The 14,887-nt window shown below is 43.2% G+C and carries 14 protein-coding genes and 1 other annotated feature; of the genes, 4 read left to right on the top strand and 10 right to left on the bottom strand.

Annotated features, from left to right (window positions below; genetic code table 11):
* Positions 1-194 precede the first annotated feature (194 nt).
* Positions 195-878 (top strand): TerC family protein, encoded by a 684-nt coding sequence (locus tag SIN01_RS04480; protein ID WP_010026366.1) that lies wholly within the window; start codon positions 195-197, stop codon positions 876-878.
* Between the two features lie 97 nt (positions 879-975).
* Here SIN01_RS04480 and spxA read toward each other — a convergent pair whose 3' ends face one another.
* Positions 976-1,371 (bottom strand): transcriptional regulator SpxA, encoded by a 396-nt coding sequence (gene spxA / locus SIN01_RS04485; protein WP_010026365.1) that lies wholly within the window; start codon positions 1,369-1,371, stop codon positions 976-978.
* A gap of 748 nt (positions 1,372-2,119) precedes the next feature.
* Here spxA and SIN01_RS14965 point away from each other — a divergent pair.
* Positions 2,120-2,281, top strand: a complete 162-nt coding sequence (locus tag SIN01_RS14965) for a hypothetical protein (RefSeq protein WP_156994738.1) — start codon at positions 2,120-2,122, stop codon at positions 2,279-2,281.
* A gap of 31 nt (positions 2,282-2,312) precedes the next feature.
* Here SIN01_RS14965 and SIN01_RS04490 read toward each other — a convergent pair whose 3' ends face one another.
* The 5 genes from SIN01_RS04490 to SIN01_RS04510 all read right to left on the bottom strand — a co-directional run bounded on the left by SIN01_RS04490 (position 2,313) and on the right by SIN01_RS04510 (position 8,142).
* Entirely contained in the window at positions 2,313-3,308 is a 996-nt protein-coding gene (locus tag SIN01_RS04490) for an ABC transporter ATP-binding protein (RefSeq protein WP_010026364.1), read from the bottom strand.
* On the bottom strand, positions 3,308-4,327 hold the full coding sequence (locus tag SIN01_RS04495; protein WP_047034867.1) for an ABC transporter ATP-binding protein: 1,020 nt from the start codon (positions 4,325-4,327) through the stop codon (positions 3,308-3,310). Before SIN01_RS04495 ends, SIN01_RS04490 begins: the two co-directional genes overlap by 1 nt.
* 17 nt (positions 4,328-4,344) lie before the next feature.
* A complete protein-coding gene (gene opp3C, locus SIN01_RS04500) occupies positions 4,345-5,352 on the bottom strand; it encodes an oligopeptide ABC transporter permease (protein WP_010027717.1) in 1,008 nt (335 codons plus the stop codon).
* The gene (locus SIN01_RS04505; RefSeq protein ID WP_010027719.1) at positions 5,349-6,281 is read right to left on the bottom strand and encodes an ABC transporter permease; all 933 of its coding nucleotides are present in this window, start codon (positions 6,279-6,281) and stop codon (positions 5,349-5,351) included. Before SIN01_RS04505 ends, opp3C begins: the two co-directional genes overlap by 4 nt.
* A gap of 178 nt (positions 6,282-6,459) precedes the next feature.
* Positions 6,460-8,142, bottom strand: a complete 1,683-nt coding sequence (locus SIN01_RS04510) for a peptide ABC transporter substrate-binding protein (protein WP_010027721.1) — start codon at positions 8,140-8,142, stop codon at positions 6,460-6,462.
* Positions 8,143-8,432: 290 nt separating this feature from the next.
* On the opposite strand from SIN01_RS04510, the gene SIN01_RS04515 reads away from it, so the two are divergent.
* Both SIN01_RS04515 and trpS read left to right on the top strand, forming a co-directional pair.
* Positions 8,433-8,822 (top strand): DUF3899 domain-containing protein, encoded by a 390-nt coding sequence (locus SIN01_RS04515; RefSeq protein WP_010026927.1) that lies wholly within the window; start codon positions 8,433-8,435, stop codon positions 8,820-8,822.
* A gap of 64 nt (positions 8,823-8,886) precedes the next feature.
* Positions 8,887-9,138, top strand: a binding site (T-box leader).
* Between the two features lie 59 nt (positions 9,139-9,197).
* Positions 9,198-10,190 (top strand): tryptophan--tRNA ligase, encoded by a 993-nt coding sequence (gene trpS, locus SIN01_RS04520; RefSeq protein WP_047034868.1) that lies wholly within the window; start codon positions 9,198-9,200, stop codon positions 10,188-10,190.
* 68 nt (positions 10,191-10,258) lie between these two features.
* On the opposite strand, the gene SIN01_RS04525 is transcribed toward trpS, so the two are convergent.
* The 4 genes from SIN01_RS04525 to SIN01_RS04540 form a co-directional block, all read right to left on the bottom strand.
* Positions 10,259-11,134, bottom strand: coding sequence for a helix-turn-helix domain-containing protein (locus SIN01_RS04525; protein WP_010027731.1), 876 nt, complete (start codon positions 11,132-11,134; stop codon positions 10,259-10,261).
* Between the two features lie 542 nt (positions 11,135-11,676).
* Positions 11,677-12,426 carry a YjbA family protein gene (locus SIN01_RS04530; RefSeq protein WP_010024734.1) on the bottom strand — a complete coding sequence of 250 codons (750 nt, stop codon included), beginning with the start codon at positions 12,424-12,426 and terminating at the stop codon, positions 11,677-11,679.
* Positions 12,427-12,594: 168 nt separating this feature from the next.
* Positions 12,595-13,833 carry a beta-ketoacyl-ACP synthase II gene (gene fabF / locus SIN01_RS04535; protein ID WP_010024733.1) on the bottom strand — a complete coding sequence of 413 codons (1,239 nt, stop codon included), beginning with the start codon at positions 13,831-13,833 and terminating at the stop codon, positions 12,595-12,597.
* A gap of 60 nt (positions 13,834-13,893) precedes the next feature.
* The gene (locus tag SIN01_RS04540; RefSeq protein ID WP_010024731.1) at positions 13,894-14,829 is read right to left on the bottom strand and encodes a beta-ketoacyl-ACP synthase III; all 936 of its coding nucleotides are present in this window, start codon (positions 14,827-14,829) and stop codon (positions 13,894-13,896) included.
* Between the last annotated feature and the right edge of the window lie 58 nt (positions 14,830-14,887).

Here is a 14,887-nt window from a genome sequence, read left to right on the forward strand (position 1 = left end):
AAATAATCCGTATTTAAACGATTCCGCACTTGCCCCATCAACAAGCACGGTTTCGATTAATTGCTTCATTCTATTGATTGCTTAATCTAATTATGCAGCAAATGACAAAGATTGTTTAAAACAAGCGTTGACGGAATGATTCGGGACAAGTCCGCATAAATTGAACGGAGACAGAAGAAAGGAGCTCATCACGCATGTCTTTTGATCTTGATACACTGCTTTTTATCTTAAAAATCATTTTCATCGATATTATTCTAGGCGGAGACAATGCGGTTGTCATCGCTTTAGCGTGCCGCAGGCTCGAAGAAAAAAAACGCAATGAAGCAATTCTTTTAGGTACCGGAATAGCGGTGATCATCCGTATTGCATTGACCGCAATCGTTGTTTCACTGCTGAATATTCCTTACCTTCTTCTCGCCGGAGGCTTTTTCTTAATCATCATTGCCATCCGTCTGATTACGAATAGACAAGAAAAACATAACATTCGCGCAGGAATATCATTGGTAGCTGCTGTACGAACGATCGTGCTTGCAGACATGGTCATGGGTTTTGATAACATGCTTGCAATTGCCGGTGCATCGAAAGGTCATATCGGCTATATTGCAATCGGTCTTATCTTTTCTGTTCCAATCATTGTTTGGGGAAGTAAAATTATTTTAATCGCTATGGAACATATTCCTCTTCTCATCTATGCTGGCGGCGGCATTCTTGGCTACACGGCCTCCGAAATGATCATGGATGAACAGGAAATTCGTTGGATTTTTGAGTCTTATCCTCATTTCGCCCATATCTTTCCGGTTCTGCTCATTGCTGCTCTGCTTGTGACCGGATGGCTATACAACCTCTATTCCTCATGGAGATTTGCAAAGAGGTCTTAGCACGAGTCGTGAAGCAAGAACGACCGCCCAATCAAGGACGGCCGTTCTTATTTTTAAACAATGAATCGTATGTCAATTAAAAAAATCCATTCACGCGTTAATTAACCAATCGCTGTGCTTCTTGCAACTGAAAGGTACGTACCCTTCTAGGAAGAAAGCGGCGAATCTCATCGTCGTTGTAGCCAACCTGCAACCGTTTGTCGTCAAGCATAATCGGACGGCGCAACAATCCAGGATTTTCTTTGATCAATTCAAACAACTGCTGGATTGACATGGTCTCCAGTTGAATATTCAGTTCCTGAAAGGCTTTTGATCGTGTCGAGATAATCTCGTCCGTACCGTTTTCAGTCATACGCAGAATATCTTTAATCTCTTCAATCGATAGTGGTTCGGAGAATATGTTCCGTTCTTTAAATGGGATGTCATGCTCCCTGAGCCAAGCTTTTGCTTTTCTGCACGACGTGCAGCTTGGTGATGTATACAATGTAACCATATCTCGCCCTCCTTTGAATAATAGAAGCATTCTATTCACTAAGGCTTTCTTTTATTATATAATAATTCTTATAAATTTTATACCCTTTTTTGTATGAAAATAATTTCATATTTCACCAGAAAACAAGCTATTTTGCACCATGATTCGACATGTTACGATCATTTCCAATAAAAATGCGGATTCTCATTTCGCTGCGAAACCCACTTGCGCTCAGTATGTAAAAGGGATGCAAAAAGAGCTTCTCAAAAAAGAAGCTCTTCAATACACATTCACTATGTTTATTCGGTTTTACCCGCATCATATTCACCTTACGCCGGTAATTTCAGGTTCGCTGACGGTGCATCTTGCGACTTCGGTTGAAGCTGTCCTAAGGTCTCTTTCAACCATTTCCGAATAGAATGTTTGCGCCTCCGTCTGACGTCTTTCGGTTTCACTGATGATCGCCTCCTCACTCATTCGTCCAAATCTCTTCTCAAGTGGATCTCAGAAGAGTATTCTTTGTCTGCCTTTATTCTCAACCCGACACGCTTGGTTGTCAAGGTAAAATTTTGACATGCCCCATTTCAAAGAAGCAGTGCCTCTTCTTGAGACTCGACTGTGATTATGTTAAGCTTGGACATCGTTATGGAACATATCGCCGTTTCACCGAACCTTGGGCTAAATGTCTTCACGAGACATTCCTCTTATACTATATGTGAAGCGCGCAGAAAGTATTCACAGGAACAAACCTTTTAATGGAGCTGATTTTATGACTCGCTGGATTACCTGCTTTCTCGCCTTGCTTCTGATCATCGCCATCGTTTTGTACCATTTTTTTCACTTGCTGACGATGCCGATGATTATCGTGCTGCTTCTCTTTAACATTCTTTTTTATTTTGTGCATCTTTTCATCACTTATCGAAAAAAATAATCCTTGCAGAATATCCTGCAAGGATTATTTTTTATACGTTTTCTGTTTTTATTTCTTCATCATGAAGGTGGCAGGCAACCCAGTGGTTCTTTTCTGCTTCATGCCATTTCGGTCTAACTTTTGCACAGATATCCATAGCAAATGGACAACGTGTTCTGAAGCGGCAGCCGCTTGGCGGATCAATTGGACTTGGCACATCGCCTTCAAGAATAATACGCTCGCGTGTCCGCTCAATCTTAGGATCAGCAACCGGGATTGCCGACAGCAACGACTGCGTATACGGATGCAGCGGATGACCATAAACGTCATCACTGGATGCAAGTTCGGCCATGTTCCCGAGATACATAACACCGACACGATCGCTGATGTGCTTCACCATAGAAAGATCATGAGCAATAAACAAATAGGTCAATCCCTGTTTTTCCTGGAGCTCCTGCATCAAATTGACAACCTGAGCTTGGATGGAAACATCTAGGGCTGAAATCGGTTCGTCGGCAATGATAAAGTCGGGATCTACTGCAAGTGCCCGTGCAATGCCGATACGCTGCCTTTGCCCCCCACTGAATTCATGTGGATAACGATTCGCATGTTCACGGTTCAATCCAACCGTTTCAAGCATTTCGTAAACCCGTTCAATCCGTTCTTTGGGGGATTTAGCCAAGTGATGAATATCAATGCCCTCAGCAATAATATCCTTAACCATCATTCTCGGATTCAGCGAGGCATAAGGATCCTGAAAGATCATCTGCATCCGTTTTGACAAATTCTTTTTTTCATTGCGGTTCAGCTTTCCGCCAACATCCTGACCATCGAAAATAACTTCACCTTCAGTGGGATCATAAAGTCGAATAATCGTTCGACCGGTAGTAGATTTACCGCATCCGGACTCACCTACAAGTCCCAGTGTCTCGCCTTTATAGACATCAAAGGTCACGCCGTCGACGGCCTTGAGCACATCCTTACGGGAAACATTGAAGTATTTCTTGAGATTCTTCACTTGTAATAATTTTTCAGTTTTAGCAGCCATTATGCTTCCCCTCCCACACCTATCGTTGACGGCGGATCTACTTTTGGCGCACGCTCATCAAGAAGCCAGCAAGCCGCCTTCTGCGTCTTCGACAGTTCTGTGTACTCAGGCATATGATCAATACATACTTTCATGGCATAAGGGCATCTGGCGGCAAAAGGACAGCCCTTCGGCGGATGGCTCAAATCAGGAGGCGTTCCTGGAATTGCCAAAAGCTTATCCGTTTTTGCGTGCAGTTTCGGCATAGAGGACAGCAGCCCCCATGTATACGGGTGTTTCGGATTATAGAAAATTTCATCCAATGTACCTGTTTCAACAATTTTGCCGCCGTACATAACAGCAACACGTTTGGCCAGATTGGCAACGACTCCTAAATCATGAGTGATCAATATAATTGCCGTTCCGGTTTTTTCTTGCAAATCACGCATTAAATCAAGAATTTGGGCTTGGATGGTTACATCCAGCGCGGTTGTCGGCTCGTCTGCAATTAATATTTTCGGATTGCAGGCAAGAGCAATGGCAATCACAACACGCTGCCGCATCCCACCGGAAAATTGATGCGGATATTCATCGACTCGCTTCTCTGGATTTGGAATGCCTACCAGCTGCAGCAGTTCAATGGCGCGTTCTTTTGCATCATGCTTAGATAAGCCTTGATGTTTAATTAGGCCCTCCATGATTTGTTTGCCAATTTTCATGGTCGGATTAAGGGCAGTCATTGGATCCTGGAAAATCATCGAAATGTCTTTTCCACGAATTTTCTGCATCTGCTTTTGTGAATATTGGACGAGATCTTTTCCTTCAAATAAAATTTCACCGGATGTAATTTCTCCAGGTGGGTTCGGAATCAGCCCCATAATCGATTTTGATGTTACGGATTTACCGGAACCAGATTCTCCGACAATTGCCAGCGTTTCACCTTTATTTAATTCCAAGTCAATACCGCGAACCGCATGGACGTCTGCTCCAAATATATGAAAGACAACATTTAAATCTGTAATTTTCATTAAGTGATCCATTAGTGCACCTCCTGTACTTATCGACGAAGCTTCGGATCAAATGCATCACGAAGCCCATCACCCATGATATTAAAGCAAATTAACAGGAGCGAAATAATAATACCCGGGTAAAGTGTCTGATACGGATGAATTTGCAGCATCTGATACCCGTCATTGATCAACGAACCGAGCGATGATTGCGGCGAACGAATTCCTAGACCGATGAAGCTCAGGAATGCCTCAAAGAAGATTGCGCTTGGTACGGAAAACATAGTGTTAATAATAATCATACCGATCGAATTCGGTATCAAATGCCGGAAAATAATACGTCGGTCGCTTGCGCCAAGCGTTCTCGAAGCAAGAACAAACTCCTGATTTTTCAACTTCAGCATCTCGCCGCGAACAATTCGCGCCATTGAGAGCCAGCTTGTCGCTAAAATAGCAACTGTAATCGCTAATAGTCCTGGCTGCATAATCAAAATCAGCAAAATGATCCAGACAAGGTTCGGAATACCGGCGATGATTTCAATGATACGCTGCATAACATTATCAGTCATACCGCCAAAGTAGCCGGAAATACCACCGTAAACAACTCCGATGAGCACATCTGCAAGCGTCGCAATCAAGGCAATAATCAACGAAATCTGCGTTCCATGCCAGGTTCTTGTCCAAAGATCACGTCCAAGCTGATCAGTACCGAACCAGTAGGCGGTTTTAACATTCTTTTCTTTGTAAACATCCACGCCATTTTCATGACCGCTGAACGCCGGAATCCATTCCAAACCACTGATTTTAGGCGGAAGGTTGGCGCGTGATACATCTTGATTATCGATGTCATAGCCAAAGAAATGCGGCCCAACAATTGCAAAAAACACAATTAAGGCAATAATAATCATCGATATAAAGGCACCTTTATTGGTGACGAATCGTCGAAGGGCGTCTTTCCATGCACTGACGCTTTCACCAGCGATCTTATCAGCTGCTGTATCACCCAAGTCTGCAAGAGTAAATAAGTCTTTGGTTATGTCATGATTAGACGATGTCATGATGGCTTCCCTCCAGACACGCGGATTCTTGGATCAATCACGCCGTACAAAATATCAACGATAAAAATCGTAACAATAAATAAAGCGGCATACAGTTCGGTTGTCCCCATAATCATCGGATAATCATTGGTGACAATCGCATCAATGAATTGAGATCCAATACCAGGAATAGCAAAAATATTTTCAATGACTAACGATCCCGTAACAACAGCTGCTGTCATGGGGCCGATTACGGTAACAATCGGAATCATTGCATTACGAATCGCATGCTTATAAATAACGGCAGATGTGCTCAACCCTTTTGCTTGCGCTGTTACTATGTAGTCTTGATTCAAGACTTCAACCATCTCTGTCCGCATAAATCGAGCGATTGATGCCATGACTCCGACACCAATAGAGATGACCGGTAGTACATGAGTCATGGGGCCGCTCCATCCGATTACAGGGAAAATTCGGATTTGTACCGAAAAGAAATACTGCAGAATTGCCGCAAAAATAAACGAAGGAATTGAAATAAACACAACGGTCAATGTGACCATACCCCAATCAAGAAATCTACCGCGATAAATTCCCGAAATGATCCCTAAGAGGATGCCCAATATCGTTCCAAAAATCATCGATTCAATGCCAAGCTGCATCGATACTGGGAAACGCTGCATTAAAAATTCAGTGACCGGCTGCATCCCATACTGAAACGAGCCACCGAGATCACCATGAATAAAGTTCCACATATACTGCAGATATTGGACTGGAACAGGTTGATCAAGGCCATAATAATGCTTCAACTGATTTAACTGCTCAGGTGAGAGACGATTGGCAAACTTAAATGGTGTACCAGGCAGCATCTTCATGGACAGAAACGTCAGCGTAACCACAACGTAAAAAGTGACAATCATATAGCCAATTCGCTTTAAAATATATCGGCCCACAAACGTACCCCCTAAAAAACAATTATCTATCTTGTATTTCCTAGTATTCAATAGTAAATAGTTTATCATAGTAAATGAATAAAGTTATTATAAAATTAATGGAAAGGAGAGTACATGTCAGGGTCGACACATACTCTCCTTCAAAATACCTCACATATCATCCATTGATTTATATAAATTAGTGCTGTGTAATATAAGCACGTGCAAAATCAATTTCAGGACCGTATGATGGGAATGAAAGATCCTTAACATAAGGTTTTTCTACCCAAGTATGTCCAGATTGATAGAGAGGAACAATTGGGTATTCGGACATCATCAGTTTTTCAGCTGCAAGAAGATTATCCCAACGTTTCTGTTGATCAGCTGTACCTGTAAGTGCTGACTGTAACAGGCTGTCAAATTTCTTATTTGACCATCCTGTGGTATTTTGTGGGTTTTTAGAGGTCCACATATCCAGGTAAGTCATTGGATCCTGATAATCTGGGAACCAGCCGCTGAATGCAAGGTCAAATTTGAATTCTTGATTAAGTTTCAGATAGTTTGCCCAAGGTTGAGCATTGATTGTTACCGTTACGCCAGGAAGATTTTTCTTAATCTGGTTCGCAACATATTGGTTTAATTGTTGTGTTGAGCTGCTGTCTTGGCTTAAGAAGTTAAGTTTCAGAGTCTTAATGCCAAGTTCTTTCTTTGCTTTATTCCAATAGTCCTTAGCTTCGGAAGCAGAGCCAGCTGAGAAGCCATCCGGGTCAGCAGAACGGAAGTCCTTGCCATCCGGACCCGCGACAAAGTTTTTCGGAACAATGTAATCAGATCCTGCAGAACCGTTGTTTAGAATTGAATTAACTAATCCATCACGATCAATTGCAGCGTTCAGCGCTTTACGCAAATTGAGGTTCTTCAAATTCTTGTTTGTCTTTTGGTTGATGTATAGGAAGAAAGTACCGGATTCCAAAGCCGATTTCATTTCACTTGCGTTTGTTTTCTTGAATTGATCAACATATTCAGCGGAAAGTCCGACTTCATCAATCGAACCTGTTTTGTACAGATTGATCGCTGTACCTTGTTCTTTTACGACTTTGAAGTCAACAGTTTCAAGCTTCGTTGCTTTTGCATTCCAGTAGTCTTTGTTTTTCTTATAAGTCCAGCCAGTACCTTTTTTCCAGTCGGAAAGGACAAACGGACCACTATAGAGCATTGTATCTGCGGATGTTGCATATTTACTTCCGTTTTTCTTAACAACATCTTCACGTACTGGGAAGAATTGCGGTTGAGACAGAATGCTGTAGAAGAATGGCGGGGCCGGTTGATCCAAGGTTACTTGCAAAGTCTTGTCATCCAAGGCTTTAACGCCTAATTGATCATACTTGCCATACAACGAATCATCCTGATTTTGGATTTTCGCTGCATTTTTAATTCCTACAGATGCAAATAAGAAGTTGTAAGCCGGTTTTGCATTTGGATCATTCTGACGATGCCATCCATAAACAAAGTCCTGAGCAGTTACAGGTTTGCCGTCCGACCATTTTTGATCGCGAAGGGTAAAGGTATACGTTTTCTTATCTGCGCTTACCTTTGGCTCACCTTTTGCCAAATCCCATTCGAACTTGTTGTTGTGCATTCTTGTCAGACCGGATTGCGTCATATCAATTGCGTTTGTTGACGTTGTATCGGTTGCAAGATTTGGATCAAGAGTAGGAATATCAGCTGTAATCGCAAATTTCAACTCTTGTTTCGACGCTAATTTGTTTGAAGCGCCGCTTTTTTTGCCGCTGTCGCTGCTGCTTGAGCTTCCGCAAGCGGAAAGTACAAGACTCAATGCAAGCACAAAGGACAGCACGAGTGACCATTTTGCCTTTTTCATAAAAGCAATAACCTCCCCTAAATTGCTATCTTTTTTTAGGCCCGTTCCCGCTATATTTGTATGTATAACAAGAACAATTCAACCTACAGAAGCTATTATACAAGTTATCTGTAATTTTTGCATGTTTTTTTTTTGAATTTTGCTATCTTAATCTAACAGAAAATGTAGAATATATTGATGCAAAGCTATTTTTTGAAAATATATTTTTTAAAATTATGTTATAATTTCTAACAAAAGTTCCATGAGTCGGCCTTTATCTAACAAATAAAAAAAATCATTCGAGGTGTTCCATGAGTAAAATTAGATTTAAAACAAAAAATCTGTATCTATTCTTTCTTTTTGTGGAAATTCTCATTTCCATAGTCGTGCAGGGACTATCCGACCGCTCCTTTTCTCTAATCACTTTGATCAACCATCTTTCCGTTGTCAGTCTGCTTTCTCTTAACCTTGGACTCATTATTTTCATCATTCAAGGCGGCTTTTTCGACGGAATGACGTACAGCTTTAAACGGGTCGCGCGTGCCTTTAGAAAAAAACAGCTTGGGGAGCAGGAAGCTGAGGCGCCGCTTGCCGAGATGAAGCACCGTGAAGGATCGCAGCGCTGGCCGATTACCTGGCCGCTGATTCTTTCCAGTTTGGTCTTGTTTGTTACAACGGTTTTAATCTCGCTTGCTCTTTAACTTTTTAAAAGTGAAGTTGCATGAAAAAAGAATATTGACTATAATATTCAGCAATAACAGTGTATATGAAGCAATGATAAAGAAGAGTACCTTGCAGAAAGTCCTCAGAGAACTTCGGACTTGGTGAGACCGGGGTGACGGACTGCATGGGAATGGACTTTTGAGCTGCAATCCGAACCTCAGAATCAAATCTGTCAGTAGGCATTGACGCATCCATGCGTTATCATGGTGATGATTCTCGTTTTGTAAGGATCAGATAAGCTGTTTCTGTTTTGCAGAAAAATCAGGGTGGTACCGCGGTCTATTCGTCCCTTGTGGATGGATAGGCCTTTTTATATATTCAAAAAAATCGAAAACACAGAAAGGTGATTCATTTTGGCAAAAATATTTTCCGGCGTGCAGCCGACCTCCATCCCGACGCTTGGCAATTACTTAGGTGCGATGCACAATTTTGTAACCCTCCAAGAAGGCAACGATTGTATCTATTGCATCGTTGACGAACACGCGATTACCGTACCTCAGGATCCTAAAGAAATTCAAAAGAACATTCGTAATCTGGCTGCTCTGTACCTCGCTATGGGCATCGATCCAAAGAAATCAATTCTGTTCATTCAGTCTGAAGTGCCTTGCCACGCCCAGCTCGGATGGATCATGCAATGTACAAGCTATATGGGTGAGTTGGAACGAATGACCCAATTCAAAGATAAATCAAAAGGCAAGAAGGCCATTCCTGCTGGACTCCTTACTTATCCACCGTTGATGGCTGCAGATATTCTGCTTTATCAAACCGAACTTGTCCCGGTCGGTGCAGATCAGAAACAGCATATGGAACTCACACGCGATTTAGCAGAACGGTTCAACAATAAATACGACGATGTGTTTACAATTCCCGAACCCTATATTCCTCCAGTTGGCGCGCGCATCATGTCACTCCAGGAACCGACGAAGAAAATGAGCAAGTCGGATACGAACCGAAAAGCAACGATCTTCACACTGGATCCGGAAAAAGACATCATCAAGAAAATTAAATCTGCAATTACCGATGATGAAGCCGTTGTCCGTTATGACCGCGACGCAAAGCCGGGAATCTCGAACCTGCTCGATATCTTCTCGCTCTGCTCCGGCCGTTCTGTTGATGCGTTAGTTGCTGCTTATCAAGGCAAAGGATATGGTGAATTTAAAACCGATGTTGCCGAAGCAGTAGTTGGCACTCTGAAGCCGATTCAAGAACGCTATGCACAATTAATCGAGTCTTCCGAACTGGATCGAATTCTCGATGAAGGTGCCGAACGTGCTTACGCAATCGCAAAAGAAACATTAAGAAAGACGGAAAAAGCATTGGGGATCGGTCGTCATAACCGACATTAATCAAGAATCCAAAAAGACAGCCGCTTTGATGGACGACATCAAAACAGCTGTCTTTTCTATTTATTCGCTCAATCCTTTTTTACTATAGTAGAATTAAGGACATCCTGAAGGTAGTTCGCATGAGTCGCAGCTTGTGAAACACTTTCTAATTCGGTAAAGATCTGAATGGCTTGCCGCGCCATCGATTCACCTCTCTTGCGATAGCCTTGTTTAATCAGATAGATCCCTCTTAAATAAATCAGTTTAATCTTCATATAAGAGTCGTTCTCTTTATTAATCGAATCGTTTAAGAGAACAAGAAACGTATTGGCCTCCGCTAAACGGCCAACTTCCATCAGAACGGTTGCCGTGTTCATTAGGATGAGTTGTTTCTTGTCGAGCCCGATCTCAAGTGGCTGATAGTCCATGCTCTTCTCATAAGCCATTCGTGAAAATTTAATGATCAGCTCGGGAGGAAAGGAGTACATTGAGTTTGCATAAACCACCAGCTCGTAATACCCCCAAATCGTTACGCGTTCAAGATAATCGCTTAAAATACGTACATCGTTCGGATCGGGATCCTGCTTTGAAATACGATGCGCGTAAAGGGCTGCGAGCGCTGAAAAGTGAAGATAGTGATCGCGTTTCTTCCTATTATAGTAGTCACGCATTTTTTCACGAGTGACTTGAAGCATATGAAGATTATCTTCCATAACGTATCTTTTTAAATGCGTAAAGAAATCTTGAAAGTCGCCGACCTCATAACCATTACTAATATAAAGAAATTCATCGACACTCACATGCAGCCTCTCAAGCAAATGAAGCAAATGTGTGAAGGATATATCACAGTCTTCACGTTCAAATCGTGAAAGAAAAGCAACAGAGACTTCACCTTGGGCAAGTTCATTAAGTGTCATTTTTTTCGATTTTCGCAGAAATCGTAATGTTGCGCCCGGATGTTTCATCGCTTCTCCTTTTTAATATAGTTAAATTTTAATTCTATAATACGAACTTATCACCCATTTGTCTATAGCGACTACTTGTTGAGAAAAAAATCAGCATCGTTAAGGTTAGTCTAAAAAAAGTTAAGAAAAACCAGGCTACACCTAGTCCTTACTTCCGCAGGATGCGGTTTTGATTCATTACCTTATGCACGACGGGCACTCCAGCTGCTCGCTTGCCGCGAGCGCACCGCGAGCCTCCTCAGACAGGCAGGTATCTGCGGGGTCTCCTCTTTGGCCTGTGATCAACAGAGACGCTCCGCAGGCGCCAGAGCATCTGCGCGTTTGATGCACAGTCTTTTCCGCGACCAAATATCACATACTATCCTTACCTGATCGTCCGGCTTCCTTCAGATTCAGCCTCGCGATGTACACCTTTGCCCTTGGCTAACAGTTCCGACTGCTGAGGGCTGTAGCGAACTTTCACCGCCTAGCCGTCGCACATGCCGGCACACTAAAAAAAGAGGATCAAGTAAAAAACTTGACCCTCCCTACTGCACTTTCGTTTAGTTCACTTTTGAACCTTTTTCAAGTTCCCACAGTTTTTCAAAATAGGCTTGTCCTTTTACCATACGCTCGCAGAGATCACTATGTTTGGCCGACCATCCGGGAATCATTCCTTCCACCAGTCCCTGCCATGCTTCCTCAAAACGCAGCGTCCTGCTTTGCAGATAGCGTGTTGGATACCATTCTGTATACCAATAGCGCATTTCCTCAACATTCTTTGAGGCGTGAAGTTGATCCAGGGCCATGAACAGCAGCTGCTTCAGCTGCCGTTCCTTACGCGTTAACCCGATCATCCACTTAGGATCTAGCGACAACATGTGGTATTCTTTCTTTCGGATCGCTGCATCAGGAAGCGGATAAGAAGCGGTCTCTAATTTTTCTGCTTTTTGCAAGATCAGACTTTCTTGTCGCGGAATCAGTCTGCTCTTGCGAACGGGGATGGTATAGCCAAGTGTATCAGCGACAATACAACGTTCCCCGTCGGTTGCAATGAAACAATATTCGATGATTTCTCGTTGATTATTCTTACAGATAACGCTTCGATTGCGCACATCCTTTAGCAATTCCTGAGGCAGGTCCTGCAAGTTGTTTTCAATGTAATTCAGGAGCGGTTTCTCCACTCGAATTAGTGGGGTCTGATCAAGCAGTTCAATGAAATCATGTTTGCGCCACTCGTAAAATTCGCAAACATTATAACTGTTTTCTTCTCCCTCAAACCAGTTGACCCAGATATCACTGACGATCTCCATGAGATTCCATCTCCTCTGTTTGTTTTGCCAACATTATGGTCATTATTGGAAGATTTTATTCGCTGTCATACATTTATTGTCTGCTCGATTAAGATGCACTTTAAACGTAAAAATGCCACCTCCGCAAATAGTTTGCGGAAATGACATTTACGCTGTTTCGCAGTTTTTTCAAGCCTCAAACTTTTTAAAGACGAGCGTTGCATTATGGCCGCCGAAACCGAAGGAGTTGCTCAATGCAACGCGAACGGGCTTATTAATCGCTTCGTTAGGCACATAATTGAGATCACACGCTTCATCCGGTGTCTCGTAGTGAATCGTTGGGGGAACGATCCCCGTTCCAATCGCTTTAATGGAGAGAATAGCCTCGACACCGCCAGATGCACCAAGCAAGTGTCCCATCATCGATTTCGTCGAACTGATGGCCAAATCATAGGCCTTCTCACCAAAAACCGTCTTCACAGCGCCTGTTTCTGTGGAATCATTCGCTTGTGTACTTGTTCCGTGAGCATTCACATAGTCAACATCGTCTGGAGTAATTCTGGCATCTTCAAGTGCCATACGCATGGCGCGAACCGCCCCTTTGCCTTCCGGATCCGGACGTGTGACATGGAATGCATCACTGGTTGCCCCATATCCGGAAATTTCCGCATAGATATGTGCGCCGCGCTTTTGTGCAGATTCCAAAGATTCAAGCAACAGTACGCCTGCGCCTTCCCCCATGACAAATCCGTCGCGGTTTTTATCAAATGGGCGGCAAGCAGTTTCCGGATCCGGATTCGTCGAAAGCGCCCGTGCCGATGTGAAACCGGCAAAGGACATATTGGTCAGTGGCGCTTCACTGCCACCGCAGATGATGGCGTCATTATCGCCCCGCTGAATCGCTTTATATGCGCTGCCGATTGAGTCGGATCCGGTTGCACAAGCAGTCACCGTACACGAATTGATTCCTTTGGTTCCCAAAAGAATCGACACTTGGCCGGAAGCCATATCCGGTATCATCATCGGAACGAAGAATGGGCTGACACGTCGGAATCCGCGTTTCATCGCAACCGTCAATTCTTTTTCATAAGTTTCCATGCCGCCAATTCCCGAACCAATCCACACGCCGGTACGTTCTGCATTCGTTTCATCAATTGTATACTTTGCATCGGCAACAGCCATTTTTGATGCAGCCACTGCAAACTGTGAAAATCGATCCATGCGAAGTACATCTTTACGATCGATATATTTTTCAGGATCAAAGTCCTTCACTTCACCGGCAACCTTGGCACGAAAATCATCAGGATTAACACGTGTAACAATGCCGATTCCTGATTTTCCGTTAATCGCATTCGTCCATGTTGTCGCAACATCGTTGCCAAGCGGAGTTACTGCGCCAAGACCGGTCACAACGACTCTTCTGTTCATTCAATTCTCTCCTTGCAATAGGATTTAAAATGCATAAAATGTTCATGAATCCACTTGCGTTTATTTTCCCCATTTGAGTGTCAGCGCACCCCACGTCAATCCGCCGCCGAAGCCGACCATAACAATCAGATCACCATCTTTAATCTTTCCTTCTTCAAGCGCATCGGCTAATGCGAGCGGAATGGATGAAGCCGATGTATTGCCATATTTTTGTATGGTTTTAATCATTTTCTCTTCAGGTATCCCAAGTCGTTCACGGGAAGCTTCCATAATCCGGATGTTGGCTTGATGCGGGATCAAATAGTCAATATCTTCCTTTTTGAGTCCTGCTTTTTCAGCAACGTGAACAGCCGATTCACCCATCTGGCGAACCGCAAACTTGAAGACTTCCCGACCATTCATTTTGATAAATTGATCCTCTTGATAGAGATATTTACCGCCATTCCCGTCCGCACCAAGTTCAAAGGATAAGATTCCTTTTCCGTCCGAAACGGGACCCATAACCGCTGCTGCAGCTGCATCCCCAAAGAGAACCGCTGTTCCGCGATCCTCCCAGTTGGTGATTTTCGACAGCTTTTCAACGCCGACGATGAGTACATGACGATACGTATTGTTGTCGATAAATTGTTTGGCAGTAACCATTCCGTACATAAACCCGGAACATGCGGCACTAATATCCATAGCGGGTACATGATTTGCTTCTAACCGTTCTTGAAGCATGCAGGCAACCGATGGAAATGGATGATCCGGCGTTACCGTAGCAACAAGAATGAGATCGATATCTTTCGCAGTCAAACCGGCATTATGAATTGCTTTTTTTGCTGCTTCAAACGCCATATCCGAGGTATTCGTTTGCTCGTCGGCAATTCTCCGTTCAGAAATGCCGGTTCTTGTCCGAATCCACTCATCAGAAGTATCCATTCTTTTTTCTAAATCCGTATTCGTAACCACATGTTCAGGAACAAACTTGCCCATTCCTAATATTCCTGCGGACATCCGCAATTCCCCTCTCAGATCATAACAATATATATAAAGACTTGGTAACAATATAAAT

The organism is Sporolactobacillus inulinus, assembly GCF_006539285.1.
Lineage (GTDB): Bacteria > Bacillota > Bacilli > Bacillales > Sporolactobacillaceae > Sporolactobacillus > Sporolactobacillus inulinus.

What these genes read in the sequence shown, in the direction of transcription:
- SIN01_RS04515 (WP_010026927.1), top strand. Translation starts at nt 8,433, where the DNA reads ATGAGTAAAATTAGATTTAAAACAAAAAATCTGTATCTATTCTTTCTT.
- SIN01_RS04490 (WP_010026364.1), bottom strand. Translation starts at nt 3,308, where the DNA reads ATGGCTGCTAAAACTGAAAAATTATTACAAGTGAAGAATCTCAAGAAA.
- SIN01_RS14965 (WP_156994738.1), top strand. Translation starts at nt 2,120, where the DNA reads ATGACTCGCTGGATTACCTGCTTTCTCGCCTTGCTTCTGATCATCGCC.
- opp3C (WP_010027717.1), bottom strand. Translation starts at nt 5,352, where the DNA reads ATGACATCGTCTAATCATGACATAACCAAAGACTTATTTACTCTTGCA.
- SIN01_RS04480 (WP_010026366.1), top strand. Translation starts at nt 195, where the DNA reads ATGTCTTTTGATCTTGATACACTGCTTTTTATCTTAAAAATCATTTTC.
- SIN01_RS04495 (WP_047034867.1), bottom strand. Translation starts at nt 4,327, where the DNA reads ATGGATCACTTAATGAAAATTACAGATTTAAATGTTGTCTTTCATATA.
- SIN01_RS04540 (WP_010024731.1), bottom strand. Translation starts at nt 14,829, where the DNA reads ATGTCCGCAGGAATATTAGGAATGGGCAAGTTTGTTCCTGAACATGTG.
- SIN01_RS04525 (WP_010027731.1), bottom strand. Translation starts at nt 11,134, where the DNA reads ATGAAACATCCGGGCGCAACATTACGATTTCTGCGAAAATCGAAAAAA.
- fabF (WP_010024733.1), bottom strand. Translation starts at nt 13,833, where the DNA reads ATGAACAGAAGAGTCGTTGTGACCGGTCTTGGCGCAGTAACTCCGCTT.
- SIN01_RS04530 (WP_010024734.1), bottom strand. Translation starts at nt 12,426, where the DNA reads ATGGAGATCGTCAGTGATATCTGGGTCAACTGGTTTGAGGGAGAAGAA.
- SIN01_RS04510 (WP_010027721.1), bottom strand. Translation starts at nt 8,142, where the DNA reads ATGAAAAAGGCAAAATGGTCACTCGTGCTGTCCTTTGTGCTTGCATTG.
- spxA (WP_010026365.1), bottom strand. Translation starts at nt 1,371, where the DNA reads ATGGTTACATTGTATACATCACCAAGCTGCACGTCGTGCAGAAAAGCA.